Consider the following 19,574-nt stretch of genomic DNA (forward strand, 5'->3'; position numbering starts at 1 on the left):
CGTCCCGCCTTTCTATTTCACTAGAGCTACGATTTTTTGTGCACCATCAGCCATTGAATCTGCAGCGGTGATATTTAAACCAGAATCTTTAAGAATCTTCTTACCTAGTTCAACGTTTGTTCCTTCTAAACGAACAACTAATGGAATTTCAAGGCCAACTTCTTTAGTAGCCGCAATAACACCTTCAGCGATTACATCACATTTCATGATTCCGCCAAAGATATTAACAAAGATTCCTTTTACATTCGTATCAGATAGGATGATTTTAAACGCTTCTGTTACTTTTTCGGCTGTAGCGCCACCACCTACATCTAGGAAGTTAGCTGGATCACCACTGTAATGCTTGATGATATCCATTGTAGCCATAGCTAGACCCGCACCGTTAACCATGCAACCAATATTTCCATCTAAAGAAATATAGCTTAGATCATGTTTAGATGCTTCGATTTCTTTTACATCCTCTTCTTCTAGATCACGGAATTCAAGAACATCTTTTTGTCTATATAAAGCATTTGAGTCGAAGTTCATTTTAGCGTCAAGAGCCATTACTTTCCCGTCGCCAGTTGTAACAAGCGGGTTAATTTCAGCAATGGAGCAATCTTTTTCAACAAAGACTTTGTATAAACCAAGCATAAACTTAACAGCTTGACCAACAAGTTCTTTAGGAATATTAATGTTAAAAGCAAGACGACGAGCTTGGAAGCCTTGAAGACCTACAGCCGGATCGATTACTTCCTTGAAGATTTTTTCAGGTGTAGCCTCAGCTACTTCCTCAATTTCTGTTCCGCCTTCTTCAGAGGCCATCATAACAACGCTTGATGTCGCGCGATCTAAAACAAGTCCAATGTAGTACTCATTTTTGATGTCGCAGCCTTCCTCAACAAGTAAGCGCTTAACTTCTTTGCCTTCAGGACCAGTTTGATGAGTCACAAGAACCTTCCCCAAAATCTCTTCTGCGTATGTACGTACTTCATCGAGATTCTTGGCGACCTTCACTCCACCAGCCTTACCACGGCCACCTGCATGAATCTGTGCTTTCACAACAGATACGCTAGAGCCTAAATCCTTCGCTGCAGAAACAGCTTCTTCTACAGAGAACGCAACCTTGCCGTTCGGAACTGCTACGCCATATTGGCGAAGAAGCTCTTTCCCTTGATACTCATGGATATTCATTCTCTCTCCTGCCTCCTGTCGATTGCATGCGTTTGCATGCCTTTCAGATTTTCACCCCAACCCGGGTGAAATTCTCTTCTATCTTAGCATTTTTTTCATGCTTGTGGGAAGCAAATCGCAATAATTTGAAAAAACAGGTGATTATTTTTTTGCATTTGTCGATTTTTTCTCTTCTTGCTTTTCTTTTTTATCTTTTGATTCTGTTTTCTTAGTTAAAAGTCTACTCAACGCTTCTTTGGCATCGGTTTCCTGAATGGATGGAAATAGACCAAATTCACTTCCCATTTCCTCTGAATTTGTGCGGTTTGTGTTTGTTCTCTTTTGATTGCTCACGTCATCACCTCATCAATTGTTTGGTTTTTAGTCTTCCTCAGATTGAGGTTCTTGATTCCTATCGACTCGGTAGATAAAAGCAAAAAGTTCAGCAACAACTTCATATAACTCCGTTGGAATGGTTTCATTAATCGTCAACTGGCTTAATAATTCGACAAGAGCCGCATCTTCTTGAATGGGGACATGTGAGGATTTTGCAATTTCAATCATCTCAGTCGCAGTTTTCCCCGTTCCCTTCGCAACTACTTTAGGAGCTTTCATTTGATCTTGATGATATTGAAGCGCAATCGCTTTTTGATTTTCAGTATTCATATTCGAATATCCATCCCTTGATATGATGCTTGTGCTTGCATTGGTTTAAACGCAGGTCTGTTAGGTTCTTGAGTTTCCGCTTGCCACTTTTTCCATGAAACAGATGTGAACTGATAGTCTAGCTTTTCTAGACTGTGTTTAACCATCGGCTCAAGCAATGCAACTAACGCATCTGGGCGATCGTGCTGATTTGTTACCGTTACATGTACAATCTTTTTTTGAATGGTTACTTGAACCATTGTCTCTCTTAAACGCTCAAGTTCAAGGAAAAATAGTAAACGACAGTTCTCTGGATCAAGTGTGGCATCTTCACGCTTTTTACCTTGCCATTGAATGAGAAGATCCGTCTTCCATTCACCTAACGTTATTGGTAGGGAAAGCATCGTTTGTACAAAAGCAGGATCAGGTGACAGCGATTGAATCTGATGACCTGTAATGCTGTGAAGAACTCGCTCTGCTTGAGTGCGAATCTCAGTTGTTTGGTTCTCTCCCATTAGTTGTACAAGTACACTTTTAAAAGATGGTGGTTGGTGCACAGCAGCTGATTCATCCTGATACCCAACTAATTGAACCAGTTGAAAAAGTTGATTTGCAAATGTCGTTTGTTTCCCATTGATCATCACTTGTGGTAACACCGTTTCTTTTACAGCTGTTTGAATGAGTGCACGTTCTATGTCAGTAGAGGGCTGTTGTATGATTTTTGTCCAGTTTCTATGTATGGTTGCTTGCTCATTTTCAGAGAGCAACGTTTGCTTTATGAGTGATGATTCCGGTGTGACATCGGGTGGCATCCATTTAGTAAGGAATGATTCAACGGACACGTTTGGTGCTGCACCTGGCCATTGAAGCTTAGTTAAAATAGTCATCGCTGCTTGTTTAGTAACTGGGCTTGCATTTTGATCAAGAAGAGTTTTAAGAATCTGATCAACAGGAGACTGAGTAATTGGTCCATTTGTTTGATTAAGCAAGGCTTGCATCGCTTGAGATGATGAATTCATTGGAGAGGCTGCAAGTTTTGTTTCAAGGGTAGCTAGGCCCTCCGATAGCTGGGGAGACTGAGCTAAGGTAGCTAATGATTGAAATACAACTTTTGTTAGCGGAAGCTGTTGTTGAATTATTGTACGAATGGTATCTAACCCCACTTGACGAGTTACAGTCGAATCCTTTAATAGCTGCGCCCCATCTTTTAGTTGATCTCTTGTAAATGGGGTACCAGTAAGCTTTAGTTCTTGCAGCAGTTGTTGACCTTCTTTGCTCGTTGCAAGCTTCGAAGCATTCATCCCTAACGCCTCCGCATTTAAAGCTGTATGATCAGGTTGAACTATTTGAAGATTAGGCATGCCTTTGCCTTCTTTTACTAAGAACCAATAGGAGGACCCAGCATTCACCATCGTTTCCAGCTTGGCAACAACGGTTGTCCCTCGAATCGACAGAGCTGCTAGCTGGTCTGGATAATGCTTTAAGATCTTTCCAGAGAATAGCTGACCCGGTTTAAGCGAGAGAAGACTCTCACGATTATGAAGTAGATTTCCAATTTGTGAAACACTTTGAAGCATTACGTCTTCTCTCCTTTGTACGATCTTTACCCCAATAAATCCTTTACTGGCTGAAAGGACTTTCTATGTATAGGGGTAACTCCTTGTTGTCTCATTGCTTCTAAATGAGTAGGCGTCCCATACCCCGAATGAGCACTAAACCCATACCCTGGATAGGTTTGATCCCAGCGACTCATCAATTGATCTCGAGTAACCTTTGCAAGCACTGAAGCCGCTGCAATGCTTAAACTCTTTTGATCGCCTTTGATTAATGAAGTCTGTTCTATTTCTAATGGAATGTGCATGGCGTCTACTAACAAATAGTCAGGTTTAGTTGCTAGCTGTTCAACCGCAAGCTGCATCGCACGTTTAGAGGCTTGGTAAATATTAATCTCATCAATCGTCTCCACGTCAATTTCTTGGATTGCATAAGCAATCGCTTGTTTTTTGATTTCATCATAGAAAAACTCCCGCTGTTTCTTTGAGAGCTTCTTTGAGTCGTTTAAGCCAACTAATGAATGCTCACTCGGTAAAATAACCGCAGCAGCTACAACAGGACCAGCAATCGGGCCTCGTCCAGCCTCATCAATACCAGCAATAGCCTGATATCCTTTTTGCAAAAGGTCGCGTTCATACGCTTGAATTTCTTCGTGTTGTAAAAGAGCTTGCTTATGCTTTTCTTGCTTGCGTCTTACCTGTTCAATTATCTGTTGAACTCCCTTACGCTTGTCTTCTTTAAGGATTTCCAGGTATTCTTCAAGCTCTGCATGGGGTGCCGTTTCTAATCGTTTTTTTATATTTGATATGGATTCATTTAGCATACTGTCTCTCCCACTTTATCGTCTCTATCTATGATATTGTAAAGGGAAAAACCGCTTAAAGAGCTTTCTCCTTAAACGGTTTTCACTTCTATGTCTGATGGTTTTTCAAGTGTAACGGCTCCAATTGTTCCAGCACGAAGCTCTCTCAGAACCGTTTCTGCCGTCTTATCATAGTCAATGTATCCACGCTTTTGAAGGAATCCGCGTTTCTCTCCAATTAAATCAAACAACTCTACATTATCCTCAGGCAGCTCGTCCACTTTATAACGCGCTTGGATTAATGTTGGATATTCCTTTTTTAAATAAGTCAGTACAAACAATGCAATGTCTTGAAAATCAAGGAGCTCATCTTTGATCGCACCGGTGGCAGCTAAACGATAGCCAGTCCCTTGATCCTCAAACTTAGGCCATAAAATCCCTGGTGTGTCCAGCAACTCTAGAGATGTGCCAATTTTGATCCATTGTTGCTTCTTTGTAATACCCGGACGGTCTCCTACATTTGCGGTTCGTTTAGACGCAAGACGGTTGATTAATGTAGATTTTCCAACGTTTGGAATACCGAGTATCACCACACGAATGGCTCGTGGTTTCATTCCTTTAGATTCCCATTTATCAAACAATGGCTTAGCAAGTTCCTTACAAGCCGCTTCAATTCGTTCCGTACCTTGCCCATTTTGTGAGTTAATAGAGATAACAGAGGCTCCATTTCCCTTAAAATATGAAGTCCATGCTTTTGTCACAGCAGGATCAGCTAGATCGGTTTTATTTAAGAGGATTAAGCGAGGTTTTCCTTCTGCTAATTCATCAATCACCGGGTTTCTAGATGAAAGCGGGGCACGAGCATCTAATAACTCGATAACCACATCAATGTATTTTAGTTTTTCCGTAACTTCCCGACGAGCCTTCGCCATGTGGCCAGGGTACCATTGTATTGTCATGTAAACACCTACTCAGTCATTTTAATATTGCGGATTGGCCAGAACGTAAGACTCGCTCCACCAATCATATCTTCTTTATGAATAGCCCCAATGTCGCGGCTATCCTTACTTCGTCTACGATTATCTCCCATTACAAAGTAGGAATCGTCCGGTACAACTGAGCCAAGTGAATGCGGTAGCTCTTCTAACGTAAAGTCACCAGTCAAAATTTCTCCTTCGTAATGCTGTTTCATCTCATCAAGAAATGGTTCAGCAACAGGTTCTTGATTAACATAAAGGGTATCATCCCTATATTCAATCTCTTCTCCTGGCAACCCAATGACTCGTTTAATATAATCATTTCCTCCAGGAGCATGAAAAACCATAATATCAAATCGCTCTGGTTCACTCAGCTGTAACCCAATTTTATTGACAATCAATTTATCTTCCGGCTCAAGCGTTGGTTGCATGGATTCTCCATCAACAACAACAGATGCAAACATGAAGGTTCGGATCACAAATGCTAGTATGAGTGCAATCGCAATGGCTTTTACCCATTCCCAAGACTCTGATCGTTTTTTTTCCATGGACAGAACCTCCAACGGGCACTAGACTTTCGTATACAGTCTTAATAGTCTTATTTTATCATATTCACCCTTTGAATAGTAATGACGAGTCTAAACCAATTTAATTTAGACAAAAAAGAAGCGTAGGCACTGCCTAGCTTCTTGATCTATTACGTATGAGAAACCATACATTCCAATTGACCATGTATAGAATATGTTGTGATTCCACTCGGAAGGATAAAGTGTTGCCCTTTCCTAATTGGATATTCCACATCTTCTACTTTTAATAAGCCCTCGCCGTCAATGACACTTACTTGCAAGAAGTTAGCAGTTAATGAAAGAGTTGCGTCACCACTGAGCTTCCAATGATAAACGGTAAAATACGGATCTTCTACTAGCTTTGTTTCTGTTAAGTCCTGAACGGTTTTCTCTTGTTTCGTATATGTAGCATCTTGATGAGGTACTGTCGTTACTTCAATCGAGCGGTCCACGTGTAACTCTCGTTTGTTCCCATTTGCATCCGTACGCTCATAATCGTACACTCGGTACGTAATGTCTGAGCTCTGTTGCGTTTCCAAAATGACGATACCTGCACCAATCGCATGAATGGTTCCACTTGGCACATGAACAAAATCTCCTGCTTGCACCTTCACTCGTCTAAGCAGCTTGTCCCATTCTTTTGATTCCATTAATTGAGTCAGTTCCTCTTCACTTTGTGCATGATGACCAAGTATTAACTCCGAATCTTCTTCAGCACTCACTACATACCAGCATTCCGTTTTTCCGTATGGTACACCTTCAACATTTCTTGCAAACTCATCATTTGGATGAACTTGTACAGATAAATCCTCGGCAGCATCTAAAAGCTTAATTAAAAGTGGATATTCTTCCGTACTGCTGACTGGTTTATTAAAAATTTCCCCTTCGTTTTCCCATAAATCCTTTAGTGATTTCCCTGCATATGTTCCATTTTCTACGACACTTACGCCATGTGGATGAGCTGAGATCACCCAGGCCTCACCTGTATGCTCTGATGGGATCGTGTATCCAAATTCTGTTTGAAGCTTTGTTCCGCCCCAAATTCGCTCTTGTAATACAGGCTTTAAAAATAATGGTTCATGTACAGTCATAATGATCCTCCAAATTTTATTCGTTCGTATGCTCGTTTTGAGCTCTTTTCGCTAACATTAAAGCACCGGTTATTCCAGCCTGATCACCAAGTCCTGGTCTTACAATATAATCCTTTAGCTCAGGTAGCGCGATATACTCTGCAAGCATCTCCGGTAAATGCTTTCTAATCGCTTTAAACACGGCCTCTTGATGACTGACTCCACCGCCAAGAATGATTTTTTTAGGAGAAAGAATGAGGATGTATTGCATCATTGCCTGAGCAAGATAATAGCCTTCTAGCTCCCAAACTTCCTCTTTATTCGTTAATTCACTACCTTTTTGCCCCCAGCGTTTTTCAATGGCTGGGCCTGCTGCTAGTCCTTCAAGACAATCGTTATGGTAAGGGCAGACTCCTTCAAACGAATCACTAGGGTGTTTACGTACAAGAATATGTCCCATTTCAGGGTGTGACAAGCCTTGAAGCAGGTTTCCTTGCACCACTGCTCCTGCTCCAATACCTGTTCCTACTGTAATGTACAGGCAGCTATCAAGCCCTTTTGCAGCACCTAACATCGCTTCGCCGAGCGCAGCTGCATTAACATCTGTGTTAAAGCCGATTGGGATAGGAAACTCTTTTTTTAGTTCTTGCACGATTGGATAGTTCTTCCAAGCGGTTTTAGGTGTAGATGTGATGCTACCGTAGCTCGGACTATTTTGATCAATATCGATCGGGCCAAATGAGCCGACACCCATCGCCGTCACTTGATTTTTTTTGAAAAATGCAATGACTTCTTTCATCGTTTCAGATGGAATGGTTGTTGGAATCGTTACTTTATCAACGATGTTCCCCGTCTCATCCCCAACTGCACAAACAAACTTTGTACCTCCAGCTTCAATTGCTGCTAGCATGAACTCTCCCCCACTCTTTAAATAACTCGTTTATTCATAGATCAGCTTTGCCCGTAGCATAAACTCCGTAAAGCTTTTAGCTGAGCAAAGGACATCTGATAGGTTTTCTCTAATGATTTCAACAATAAAATCATAAATGCCCATGGCCTCTTCATAATCTTCTTTACTAATAGCTAGTAAAAAAATTAATCGAGTAGTCTGTCCATTGTCCCATTCCACTGGTGTTTCTGAAATCGCAATACCAATTTGAGTGCGAAGCGATAGCAAATTAAGTGGGTGAGGAATAGCAACACCCTCACCAATTAACGTTGAACCTAGCTCTTCTCGTTTAAAGATCGCTTCTGTAAACTCATTTTGATTTAGAATGACTTTTTCATTTGCCATAGCTTCAGTAAGGACTCGAATGGCTTCTTCCTTGGTTTTGAATGATCGTTTAAAAAACAATGCTGATGAAAAATATTTAGACAACAGTTCTTGTGTATCACTTAGCTCTTGAGTGATCCTCGTATCTAATTCAATCATTTCTTTTTTTGAGGGTAGTGTCTCGATTTTGAAAATCGGTTTATTCTTCTCTTCAATTTTCACAGAAGTAATGACTACATCTTCCTCAATGTAAGATAACGTATGATATTTTTGAGCAGAGATCGTCTTAGTTATAAATAGATGAGGAATCGCACGCTTAATAATAGATTCAATCATTCGTGCAGTTCCAAACCCTGATCCACACACAATTAAACAAGAGTTATGACGTTCATATTTTACTTGATAATTGCGTTCTAGTGAAGCACCAATATGGAGAGCTAAGTAAGCGACTTCCCCTAAATTGATATCGTAGGAAAACTCTTCTTTAATAGAGCGAACCGCATACAAGGTTACTTCGTACGCAAGTGGGAAGTATTTTTTAATATGTTCTTCCATTGGGTTCCTAACTCTAATATTGTTTTCCGCGCGGTACAGCATCGATTGGATGTGACTTTTTAAATCATGCTTCAGTTGCTCGTCTTCTGTCAGATCGTAATAATAGTTTTCATTGATTTTACTTAAAAACGCGTCAATATAGGCAATTAATAAGCTTTGTGAAGATTGATCAGGTACATTCTTACTAATGACTTTACTTTTTAACTGAACAAATAGATAAGAAGTTTCCGCTTCGGATAATGTCATTGAAAAAAGATTCTCTACTATTGTGACCAGTGGATCCATAACTTGCTTTAACTCAAAAGAAATGTGTGGCCGGTCATTACTAGTCTCTATATAAAATTGGTTCGCCATGCGATCCGCCATAATGACAAGATAATAAATAAAGTTATTTAAATTCTCATCTGAAAAATATAAATGAGCACTATGAAATAAAGGAGGTAGCTTCTTTTGAAGACTGTCTACATCCTTGTTCTGCTTTTTCCAAACAAAATACGTTTCAATTTGAGTATAGTCAATATGATTATCAATTAATGAGAAAAGAATCTCGCGTTTTTGTATTTCTCCTCCTTCTATAAAGATGCCTTTACCGACCTTTGAATGCAGGGTTAACTCGTTTTTCTGGATATACGAACGTACGCCATTCAGCTCAGAGCTCAGTGTTGTCCGGCTGACAAAAAGTCTTTCTGCCAGCTCTTCTAAACTAATGAAGTCCTTTTCATACAATAAGCTATAAATACATTGCTTCATTCGACCTTCCTTTGAATGAATGTCAAAGTATAAAGGGGATGATGAAGTTCCTTGTTTAAAATGTTGAAACGTCTCTTGTTCTGTAACCTCAAAATAAAACCCTTTGCCACGTAAATTCTTAATAAGAAAACCATGCTGCCGGCAGACTTCGTTCATTTCCTTAATTTCTTTTCGAATGGTACGGTCAGAAACAGATAGACACTCTGCCATTTGTTCGCTACTTAGAGTTGCTTCGTTTTTTTCTATAAGGGTAAACAGTTTGTTTTTGCGGTGATCAGTAAACATTGGACTCTCCTCTCCATGATGCACGATCTTTGTTGTCTTCCTTAGAGATCCGTCTCACAACGTTTAAACCATACCTAAAACCATTGCCTTATAGGGGCTTATTCTTTATGAAAGAATGTCCACCTACTTAAACAAAGTAGGTGGAACCTAGGAATTACTTATTGACCAATTAAGATGGTGCTAAACTGGTATGGTTTTAACGTATTCACGTTCTCCGCTTGAGTCGTTTCATCGAGCATGACGAATTGACCTCGTTCTTTTAAAGTTTCATCGATCGTTGAGTCTTTTTCTGTAAATGGATTGAACACACGAACAATGAAATGATCACTATCCTCTGCTTTTTTAATCGTACTTATCACAGAGTTCATGTTTTCCATTTGCAATAAGCTGTACGAACGCTCATTTGTTTTCTCTTCATCACGATACACATAGATCATTCGACCATTTAAGAAATCAGAGAATTGATAATAAGCAATTGGTGATAAATATTCCTTTGCAACTCTCGCAATCTCGGCTTCATCAAATGTCGTTTGGTTCTTTATGCTATAAGCAAATGTTGCTTTTAGGTTCCCTAAAAGCTGTGCATCTGGTGTTTCTACAATTGTTTCACCAGAAGCTCTGCCCGGACGGTATAGCAGATCTGTTTTCCCCATATGACTAAACGTTCTAAAGAGTGTTAATTGAATCGTGTCAAACGAATCACCAACGATTTCGTACTCACGCACGCCTTCTGTGAAAACAGTTGCCACACTACTTGAATTATGAAGCGAGACAAAGCTTTGCATCGGTTCGATTGAAATTGGCGCTTCTTCCCACTTTTCCTCTTCCCACACTTCCATTTCAGGTAAATAAACAGGTCTGGTTACAGTTCCAAATAGCTGATCAGCCGTTGAGAATTTGCTAGCAATTTCAGTATTAAACTGAACACATAGACGATGACTTAATACTTGATTATCCATTTCAACTTCAACACGAATGAGTTCCTCGTCTTTTCTCAAAGCTACTTTCGCTTTTAACACAAATTCACGATCTGCATTTTGTTTCGCTCGTTCTTCTAAGTTGTATGGAACGTTCATCTTCAGCGTGAATTCAAGATGCTCTTTAACCTCAGAAGCGACGTATTCCACTTGTACACATTCTGCATCTGTAGAATATACTAACAAGTCTTCACGTGGCGGAGAATAGTTGTACGAGTCTCCGTCATCCCCGTTCTCAACAAAAATCATTTGATTGTTATACTTTTTCTTGCTGAGCTTGTCTGTAATCGTTAAGGTATTATTTTCTGCTAGACTAATTTCAAAGAACTCATTTTCTATTTGTTTCTTTGAATCGTTTACTTTACCTTGTTGCTCTTCGTTATCCGAAAGATCAAGATAAAAACTGTCATATCCTAGCCCATTCACATTCGTTACGTATAAAAGAATTTCAGCTAAAAACACTTTTTCTGGTGTGTAAATCTTCTTACTTGGATTAAGGTGAATCGTTTGCTTTAATACATAATCCGTTAGTTCAACCTTCTTCTCTATCGAGTAAGGGATTGTATTCCCATTATAATCTTTTACCGAGAAGTTTTCTTCAGGAACATAAAGGGCAACCTTCACCACACCAGATCGCTTATATGGCAGCGGATTAAATAATGTAAAGTTCAAATCATGCTGATAAGGAATTCGTTCTGAAACAAGTCGCATATGAAGGTCAAGAAGATTCTTAGACTTCTCATCCGCTAGTTTATAACGATAGCCTATATCACGGTTTGTTGTATCACTGTTACATCCACCAATACTATCGTGTGCAGCATTCTCAAACATTAGCTTCCAGATCTCTTCTAGCTCACGATGCGGGTATGGATTCCCTAGAGAATAACTAATTGAAAGAATTGGTTCTAACACGTTTGCAAGGAAATTTTCAATTTCATTGTTCGATTGCTTTAAATCAGCACGCGTAGAGAAGATCGACTTGTGAAGGCGACTATGTTTTCCTTCTGTTAACTCCCCTTTTATAACCGGAAGATCCGCAACATCTTTTTCCAGCTCATCAAAGAATGTTTCTGGAGAATGAAGCACGTATTCTCTTTTTTTGTCTAGTTCATTAAATGTATTGATGATCTCAGGCAGATTTTTTCTTAGTGGTGCCTGGTCGAGACCATTTGGGAAATACACATGTTTTGTTGAAGCCTTAGCTTCTAGTCTGCCAATAAAATCTTCAACATACGATTCAATATCTTCTACATCTTCAGGAATGTTTCCGCCGTGATAATAGCCAAATGGAATTTGGTTTGAGAGCATCTGTGTGCCGTCATCGCCTTCCCACGTGAATTCTGTTTGCTTTAAGCGATTATCGGCTACACCTCTCCAGAATAGGAAACGATTTATTCCAAAGTTTTTATAGATTTGAGGCATGTTTCCGCCTTGACCAAATGCGTCTGGAACGTACCCAATTTCCATTGAATGACCTAACTCTTTTGCATATCTTGTTCCATATAATAAGTTACGAGTCACCGATTCTTGCGAGATCACTAGCTGATCGGTTTGCGTATACCAAGGTCCCGTCATTAGGCGCTTTGCTTTGACCAATGCTTTAATTCGATCTTCATCCTCAGGTCGATACTTAAGATAGTCTTCAATTAGAGATGTTTGAGCATCCATCAAGTAGTAATTAAACCCTTCGTTACTCTCTAGTGCATCAAGCACCTCACTTAAATGCTTTACCAAGTAAACGGTTGAACGAGAAGATGTAAAATACCATTCTCTGTCCCAGTGTGTATGTGGAATAACATGTACTTTTGTTTTTTTCATAACGTAAAACTCCTTTTTCGCGTGAGAGCGAGTTTGTTTAATTAATGATCAAATTCGATCTCAAGTTCATCCAGTTCATCATTTTTTGTCTCTGCTTTTTCAGCTTTAACCACGCTTTTTTCTTCGCGGAAATCAACTAATAGATTTGAACCAATCGCAATGATCAGTGCACCAACTAGAATTCCAGCGACATATGCCCAACCATTACCGACCGTAAAGAATCCATACACACCACCAACTGGAGGCATAATATCGTGCGCACCAAGTAAAATCGCTACAGCAGCACCCGTTGCTCCTGCCACTACATTTAATGGAATGAGCTTAAATGGACTTTTAAGTGTAAAAGGAATGGCACCCTCTGTGATTCCGATAATTCCCATTACAAATGAACCTTTTCCTGATTCTTTCAGCTCCGGAGAGAAATTTCTTTTCTTAATCATCGTAGCAAGTCCGTAACCAAGTGGCGGGATACAAATCGCGATGTTAACAATGATTGCAGGTAAGTAAATTCCACTCATAAGTAATGCATTTCCAGCCATCCAAGCAGCCTTATTGACTGGACCACCCATATCAAATGCGATCATCGCACCAAGTACTAATGCAAGAACGACGTTGTTTACGTTGCTTTGAGTCATGGACGTAATCCATTCAAGTAAGGCTGTATTCACCCACCCAAGTGGGCCACCGAGAACAAGTGACATTAGAATACCGGTTGCTCCAACCGTAATTAAAGGTAAGATAATGAGCGGGACTGCAGTTGCTAGAGACCCACCAATGACAATCTTATTTTTCACCCAGTTTGTTACCCAACCTGCGAAGAAACCAGCTACTACGGCGCCTAAAAACCCTGCATTTGTGGAAGTGGCTAATGCTCCACCAACAAGTGCCGCTGCAAGTGCCGGCCTACCAGCAATCGAGAAGGCAATAAAAGCAGCAAGTACAATGTTCAACAAACCAATGGCCGTCCAGCCTACTTGTTCAAACAGGTAAACGTAATGGAGGAAGCCCCCTGATTCAGCAAACTCACCTAAATCTGTATAACCTGCTAGAAAGGCAATAATTTTAGCGACAGCAACCACTAAAGAACCAGCGATGATAACTGGAAGAACATATGAAATTCCTGTCATTAGATGTTTTTTAAATTCTGCGGCTTGCGATTTCATATTCTTTTCCTCCTGTATTAGGACTGTTTTCTTTTTTCTAATGCTTGTACAATCTTCTCAATAACAGCCTCGCCATTCGATACCGCTTGTCCAAGCTTAATACGAACAACCGGTTTTCCTTTAAAGCGATCTTCACCCTCAATGGCTTTATCAGCAGCAATAATGACAGCATCCGCATCTTGTACATCCTCTGCTGTTACTTCATTAACAAGCCCAAGTGCCCCTTGCTGCTCCATTTTCACGTCATGACCGAGCTTTGCTCCGGCCTTTTCAAGTGCTTTAGCTGCCATTGGCGTATGTGCCAATCCAGCGATACACGCAGTCACTCCTACAAATTTCATCTTTACACGACCTCTCTCTCAACACTGTTTAATAACTCTAATACATCGTCTTTCGATTGAATGGTAGCTAAGCGTTCTTGGAACTCTTCCTCCATTAATTGACCCGCTAAAGCAGACAAGATTTGTAAATGTCTTGTTCCCGCCTCGACATTTGGAACAAGGATGGCGAATATGTTTTCTACTTTAAATTGGTCAGGTGATTGCCAATCAATTTTTTCTTTCATTTTTATAAAGATCAGAGCGGCTCTATTCACTGCCGCGCTCTTCGCGTGAGGTATGGCGATCCCTTCTTGAAAAGCCGTAGAATACGTAGTCTCTCTACTAATTAAATCTGCCAGCAGTTGCTCCTGATCATCCGTTATACCTAATTCCTGTGCCTTCTGGGAAATGAGATGTAAGACATCATCTCGATTGCCTAATTCGATATCTAAAAAAATCTGGTTGTCCTTTAAAAGCAATCTGTTTCTCCCCTTTCCGTTGTTATCGCTTACAATTGTAAGTATAAAACGGTTTCATTTATTGCTTAATACAGAGTTTAACCAATTAAGTTGGCAAAAAGTGAACGATAGCATGAAAACCTAAATGACTACTGGCTAAAACCTGACTTTAAAGCACAAAAAAAGAGAGGATTCTAGCCCTCTCTTCTTGTTTAAATTACTTTTCTTCAACTGGTGCTACACTTTTTAAAAACTGAACAAGCTCATAATTAAATTCATCCGCATGTGTCACATTAAACCCATGTGAGCCACCTTTAATGACAACTAAACGACTATTAGCAATGCGTTCGTGTGCTTTTTGTCCACTTACTTCTAGTGGTACAATAGCATCTGCATCACCATGAATAATGAATGTCGGTACATCAAACGCATCTAGATCAGCACGGAAATCTGTTTTACTAAAAGCTGCAATACAATCAAGAGTCCCCTTTGGTGAGGCAAACGCAGCAATATCACGATTATATAGTCGGAATGCTTCACTCACTAAATCTGTCTGATCACCAGAAGCAAAGAAGTTTGTTGTAAAATCATCTAAGAAGCTGATTCGATCGGTTTTCACACCATCTTCTAATCCTTTAATTGCCTCATCGTCAAACCCACCGTCTGGATGATCCTCCGTTTTGTAAAGATAAGGTGGTACAGCCCCTGCTAAGACGGCACTTGATATACGCTTTGTTCCATACGTACCAATATAGCGGGCCACTTCCCCACCACCCATCGAGAAACCAACTAATGTTACGTCGCTTAGGTTGAGATGGTTCAAAATCTTATTTAAGTCAGCAGCAAATGTATCATATTCATATCCATTCCATGGCTGTGATGATTGCCCGAATCCTCGACGATCATACGTGATAACGCGGTATCCAGCCTCAACTAGCACTGGGACTTGCTTCTCCCATGATCTTCCGCTAAGTGGCCAACCATGAATGAGAACGATCGGTTTCCCCGTACCCACTTCCTCAATGTGTAATTCAATCGGTGCTCCATTCTCGTATCCAACTGTTAATTTGCTCATAGTCAATCCCTCCAAATGATATTAATTTTGCTCGTCGTCATGATTCAATATGCTTAAAATGTTTTTTATTGTCGCAAAGTGCATCGCTTCATGGTAGATAGAGAAGGTCAATACATCGTCTACTGTTTTAAAGGTAAGCCCTGAAGAAGAAGAGTGATAGTGCGGATTGATATCTTCTTTAATATGATTTGTAAGTATAGATTCGATTCTAATAAATTGTTCTGATAATAATTCAAGTAATTCAGACATTGATGGACCTTTTTGAGTCCAGTCAGAAGGCTTCGTTCCAGGATCAAATAACTGATTAAAATTAGAAGGTAGGTGCGTTTGATGATTAGTTAAGCCAAATGCAAACTTTTCATGAATGACATAGATATGACCTAGATTCCACTTAATATTATTTCTTAATCCGGTGGGGATTTTCTCTGCCATCGAATCATTAATGTCGTTCACATACTTAAGTGTTTGTCGACGAGTAAATTCTAATTGATTTATGATAAAGTTGGTCATATTTTTTTCCTCCATTTAGGAATATTACAATTTTTATAAAGCAAAACGAACCTGTTTGTTCTTTCTCAATCATTCAGATTATTTATATCGACGATCCTGTTCCTTAATCGGATAATCATTTCCAGACATATCACGTCTTTTCATCAGACCGTCCTCAGCAAATTCCCAAAGCTCGTTCCCGTGGCATCTCATCCATTGACCCGTTTTTGCATCCTGGTATTCATACTCAGATCGAACAGAATCCGATTGTCAGTGTAGCACCACAGCTCTTTCATAAGTTTGTAGTTAAGCTCTCTCTCCCATTTATTAGAGAGAAACGTTTTAATCGCATCCCGTCCTGTTAAGAAATCCGTACGGTTGCGCCAGTTAGAATCTAAGGAATATCCCTTAGATACTCGTTCTGGATCTTGTGAGTTCCAAGCATCTTCTGCAAATTTAACTTTGGCCAAAGCTGTTTCGAGTGTAAATGGTGGGCGAATGTCTTTACTCATTGTTTATCTTCCTTTCAAATTTTAAATGTTAAATCGTTCTTATTCCTTACTTAAGCGTTCGGTCTGCTTCACGAATTGGATATTCGTTGCCAGACATATCTCGTCTTTTCATTAGGCCGTCTTCACCGAATTCCCAATATTCATTTCCGTGACACCACATCCACTGACCCGAGTTTACATTACGGTACTCGTACTCAAATCGAACAGCAATGCGGGAGTCTGTATAGCACCAAAGTTCTTTCTTTAATTTATAATCTGTTTCTTTGTTCCATTTGTTGGTTAAAAACGTTTTGATTGCTTCTCTGCCTGTGAAGAACTCTGTGCGATTACGCCAGTTGGAATCTAAGGAATATCCCTTAGATACTCGTTCTGGATCCTGTGAATTCCAAGCATCTTCCGCAAATTTAACTTTGGCCAGAGCCGTTTCATGTGTAAAAGGTGGGCGAATATCTTTACTCATATCTCATCATCCTTTTTTATTTTTTAAGCACAGTTGATATATGCTAGAAAGCCATCTTCTTCTTTTTTCAATTTAATGCTCCTCACAAAAACTATTATACAGACAGGTCTGTATAATTTCAAGTTATTTATTTTTCTTTCTTACTTTGATTGGTTGCTGCACCGTGCCAAAACTAAATTTAAGAGCGAAGAATAACTAGATATAAAATAGTTGCTACGAGATAAAAGGCCGAGCAACATTTATACGGATAGCAAAACACTAACACAGCTTAATAACCGCTACAGGAGAATCCCTCGCACCTGCGGGAACGGCCTCAGCCCCTTTCGCGGGAAAAGCGCCGCTACAGTGTCTTCACCGCGTTCTGTTTCCAGGAGTCTCGGGTTCTCCTTACGCTAGTTCAAATAAAATCAACTAGAAAATGGCGAATGATTCGATTGTAGAATCATTCGCCTTTTCAAATTGATTTTTAGTTTTGTCCCAGCCTCTCCATTAGATACTAGTTCAGTCAATATTAGATATGGGAAAGCATCAACTTAGCACCAGCCTTCGCTTTTTGGGCTGAATCACCCTTTTGGTACACTAACTCCGTAACGATCGCTCCCTCAACAAGAAGGTATAAGCTATCTGAAAGCTCTGTTTCGTTCGTTAGCCCTGCCTGTTTAACTAATTCAGAGATATAATCTTTTAACAATCTCTTGTGTTCAATCGCAGCCTCATGAAATGGATGTGTGATACTTGTAAATTCAGCAGCTGTATTAAGAAATGCACAACCATTGAAGTCAGTTCCATTAAACCAGCTATCTAATACATCAAATAATGCCAGTAATTTTTCAGTTGGATCGTTCGCCAATTTATTAACTGATTCAACAAACCAAGATCTCCACTCTGTATCACGCTTCTCAAGATAAGCAAGAATCAAATCATCCTTTGAAGGAAAGTGGTTATACATGGTCATTTTTGCTACTCCAGCTTCAGCTACAATTTTGTCTACCCCCGTAGCATGAATCCCGTCTCTATAAAAGAGAGCTGTTGCTATATCAAGAATTTGTGTTCTTTTACTCATTGTTATCATCTCCTAGAAACTAAACATAAAACCTATCTATGAAAAGCAGAAATGTTATAGTAACAGTTACTCTGTCTTCTATCTTCTAACTCTGATTATACAAACAGGTCTGTATAAATGCAATTAAATAAAAAAAGAGATTCCCATGTTATGATGGCTGAATCTCTTTTTTATTTATTTGCATACTTTTGTTTAGTTTGTAGGAATAGATTTCAATGGTCATCATGAGTATGGCAATGGTAAAGCAAAATTAATTACTGTTTCGAACATAATCATCTACTTCGCTCGTATCATCATTATTATAATGTGTAACCAAAAATGGTGTGTCATCAAAGGAATCTGCTGATGGCTTTTCCTGATTCACCTCATATCCGTTATAGAAGATATCTAAATCGTGCATGATGGTATGAGCAATCTCTATCCCTTTGATATCCTCGGTTTCAATTGCTTTTTCAACCGCTGAAGCGGCATTTACAACGTCCTTATTCATTTTATGGCCTTCTGATTTTTCACTAAATGTTATTAGGTTTTCTTTGATTCCATCTAAGTAAACAGCATCTTCCCCGTCAAAACCAATGGTCCCTTCCCACTCCCAAAACATATTATTAAAGCTAATATGCAAGTTGCTAATGTCATTCGCTAATTCTTCTCTCCACCAGTCATCCTCATCTCTTGCTTCATTCAGACCAGCTACACTTTCTCCATTTTGAATCATGGCTTTAATTTCCCTAGTCTTTAGGTTTCTCCAATCCGGCTCCTTCTTACTGTCTGCAATATTTTGAGCCCTATCTTCCCTCTCGCCTTCTTTTAACTCTTGTTCAAGTAAAGCCAGTTCATTAACCTCTGAGTTGGCTGATTGATAAATAAAAATTCCTCCCCCTATCCCTAAAAGGGATAGAACGAGAATCATTGATTTATTTTTTAACATGTATGTTCGGCTCCTACTATTTAATACGTTATTTCAGTACCTTCTGGATGTACCTCTACAACAAATTCATCAAAAAATTCATCCTCAATATACGTTTTAATTTTCCACATACCTTCTGAAGGGAATTGGACTTCAGATGGACTATGACTAATCGTTTCAAGGCTATCTCTTTGTGTAAGAATTGTACTTTGAATAATTGGATTTACTTCATCCATAGACTCTAGATTGGTCGCAACAGCGCTGAAATACTGATTCGGAGCTTCTTCTCCCCAGAAATGCCACATCCATTTTTGACTTTCTCCAGCTAGAACTGGCCCACCTACAATCCCAAGCTTTTGATCAATCCCAAACATCTCCCCAAACTCATTATCAAAAGTCGGACTGACTTCCACTTGACTCTCACCTTTAAAACAACTTGTAATAATAAATAGAAGGGCACTTCCGCTTAATAGAAAAGGAATTTTCATTTGAACGCTCCAATCTGAATTATTGGTGGTAGGATGCTTTCTTAATTTCATACACACTTTTTCTTGATGTAACAGAAGCGATGTATCGCGATTAATGGGAGACTAAGCACTTAGATGACAACCATGCACATATATATTTGTACGTTTTATCATGTCCCAACTTTCCGAGGGAACAATGGAGATGAACCTTTATTTAAATTACGAAAACTAATTGA

20 protein-coding genes and 1 pseudogene are annotated in these 19,574 nt (G+C 39.5%); all 21 read right to left on the reverse strand.

The window, feature by feature from the left end; all coding sequences use genetic code 11:
* Positions 1-12 precede the first annotated feature (12 nt).
* Entirely contained in the window at positions 13-1,173 is a 1,161-nt protein-coding gene (gene sucC / locus NSQ54_11620) for an ADP-forming succinate--CoA ligase subunit beta (GenBank protein ID WYP24977.1), read from the reverse strand.
* Between the two features lie 141 nt (positions 1,174-1,314).
* Positions 1,315-1,506, reverse strand: coding sequence for a hypothetical protein (locus NSQ54_11625; protein ID WYP24978.1), 192 nt, complete (start codon positions 1,504-1,506; stop codon positions 1,315-1,317).
* A 27-nt stretch (positions 1,507-1,533) separates the two neighbouring features.
* Entirely contained in the window at positions 1,534-1,818 is a 285-nt protein-coding gene (locus tag NSQ54_11630; protein WYP24979.1) for an EscU/YscU/HrcU family type III secretion system export apparatus switch protein, read from the reverse strand.
* The gene (locus tag NSQ54_11635) at positions 1,815-3,374 is read right to left on the reverse strand and encodes a hypothetical protein (protein WYP24980.1); all 1,560 of its coding nucleotides are present in this window, start codon (positions 3,372-3,374) and stop codon (positions 1,815-1,817) included. The genes NSQ54_11630 and NSQ54_11635 overlap by 4 nt, the downstream gene beginning before the upstream one ends.
* 26 nt (positions 3,375-3,400) lie before the next feature.
* On the reverse strand, positions 3,401-4,174 hold the full coding sequence (locus tag NSQ54_11640; GenBank protein WYP24981.1) for a ribonuclease HII: 774 nt from the start codon (positions 4,172-4,174) through the stop codon (positions 3,401-3,403).
* 71 nt (positions 4,175-4,245) lie between these two features.
* Positions 4,246-5,112, reverse strand: coding sequence for a ribosome biogenesis GTPase YlqF (gene ylqF, locus NSQ54_11645; GenBank protein WYP24982.1), 867 nt, complete (start codon positions 5,110-5,112; stop codon positions 4,246-4,248).
* An 8-nt stretch (positions 5,113-5,120) separates the two neighbouring features.
* Entirely contained in the window at positions 5,121-5,678 is a 558-nt protein-coding gene (gene lepB, locus NSQ54_11650; protein ID WYP24983.1) for a signal peptidase I, read from the reverse strand.
* A 149-nt stretch (positions 5,679-5,827) separates the two neighbouring features.
* Positions 5,828-6,787, reverse strand: a complete 960-nt coding sequence (gene manA, locus NSQ54_11655; GenBank protein WYP24984.1) for a mannose-6-phosphate isomerase, class I — start codon at positions 6,785-6,787, stop codon at positions 5,828-5,830.
* A 16-nt stretch (positions 6,788-6,803) separates the two neighbouring features.
* Complete coding sequence (locus NSQ54_11660) at positions 6,804-7,676, reverse strand: ROK family protein (GenBank protein WYP24985.1); 873 nt, start codon at positions 7,674-7,676, stop codon at positions 6,804-6,806.
* A 30-nt stretch (positions 7,677-7,706) separates the two neighbouring features.
* On the reverse strand, positions 7,707-9,629 hold the full coding sequence (locus NSQ54_11665; GenBank protein WYP24986.1) for a PTS sugar transporter subunit IIA: 1,923 nt from the start codon (positions 9,627-9,629) through the stop codon (positions 7,707-7,709).
* A 158-nt stretch (positions 9,630-9,787) separates the two neighbouring features.
* On the reverse strand, positions 9,788-12,424 hold the full coding sequence (gene mngB / locus NSQ54_11670) for a mannosylglycerate hydrolase (GenBank protein WYP24987.1): 2,637 nt from the start codon (positions 12,422-12,424) through the stop codon (positions 9,788-9,790).
* 41 nt (positions 12,425-12,465) lie between these two features.
* The gene (locus NSQ54_11675) at positions 12,466-13,587 is read right to left on the reverse strand and encodes a PTS fructose transporter subunit IIC (protein ID WYP24988.1); all 1,122 of its coding nucleotides are present in this window, start codon (positions 13,585-13,587) and stop codon (positions 12,466-12,468) included.
* Positions 13,588-13,604: 17 nt separating this feature from the next.
* Positions 13,605-13,928 carry a PTS fructose transporter subunit IIB gene (locus tag NSQ54_11680; protein ID WYP24989.1) on the reverse strand — a complete coding sequence of 108 codons (324 nt, stop codon included), beginning with the start codon at positions 13,926-13,928 and terminating at the stop codon, positions 13,605-13,607.
* 2 nt (positions 13,929-13,930) lie between these two features.
* Entirely contained in the window at positions 13,931-14,386 is a 456-nt protein-coding gene (locus tag NSQ54_11685; protein ID WYP24990.1) for a PTS sugar transporter subunit IIA, read from the reverse strand.
* Positions 14,387-14,582: 196 nt separating this feature from the next.
* On the reverse strand, positions 14,583-15,440 hold the full coding sequence (locus tag NSQ54_11690) for an alpha/beta hydrolase (GenBank protein WYP24991.1): 858 nt from the start codon (positions 15,438-15,440) through the stop codon (positions 14,583-14,585).
* A gap of 21 nt (positions 15,441-15,461) precedes the next feature.
* Complete coding sequence (locus NSQ54_11695; protein WYP24992.1) at positions 15,462-15,950, reverse strand: DinB family protein; 489 nt, start codon at positions 15,948-15,950, stop codon at positions 15,462-15,464.
* A gap of 78 nt (positions 15,951-16,028) precedes the next feature.
* A pseudogene (locus NSQ54_11700) lies at positions 16,029-16,441 on the reverse strand (nuclear transport factor 2 family protein).
* A gap of 46 nt (positions 16,442-16,487) precedes the next feature.
* Positions 16,488-16,901, reverse strand: a complete 414-nt coding sequence (locus tag NSQ54_11705; GenBank protein ID WYP24993.1) for a nuclear transport factor 2 family protein — start codon at positions 16,899-16,901, stop codon at positions 16,488-16,490.
* A gap of 511 nt (positions 16,902-17,412) precedes the next feature.
* A complete protein-coding gene (locus NSQ54_11710; protein ID WYP24994.1) occupies positions 17,413-17,964 on the reverse strand; it encodes a TetR/AcrR family transcriptional regulator in 552 nt (183 codons plus the stop codon).
* A gap of 250 nt (positions 17,965-18,214) precedes the next feature.
* Complete coding sequence (locus tag NSQ54_11715) at positions 18,215-18,892, reverse strand: hypothetical protein (GenBank protein WYP24995.1); 678 nt, start codon at positions 18,890-18,892, stop codon at positions 18,215-18,217.
* Between the two features lie 20 nt (positions 18,893-18,912).
* On the reverse strand, positions 18,913-19,359 hold the full coding sequence (locus NSQ54_11720) for a DUF4871 domain-containing protein (GenBank protein WYP24996.1): 447 nt from the start codon (positions 19,357-19,359) through the stop codon (positions 18,913-18,915).
* Positions 19,360-19,574: the final 215 nt, after the last annotated feature.

Source organism: Alkalihalobacillus sp. FSL W8-0930, assembly GCA_037965595.1.
GTDB lineage: Bacteria > Bacillota > Bacilli > Bacillales > Bacillaceae_D > Alkalicoccobacillus.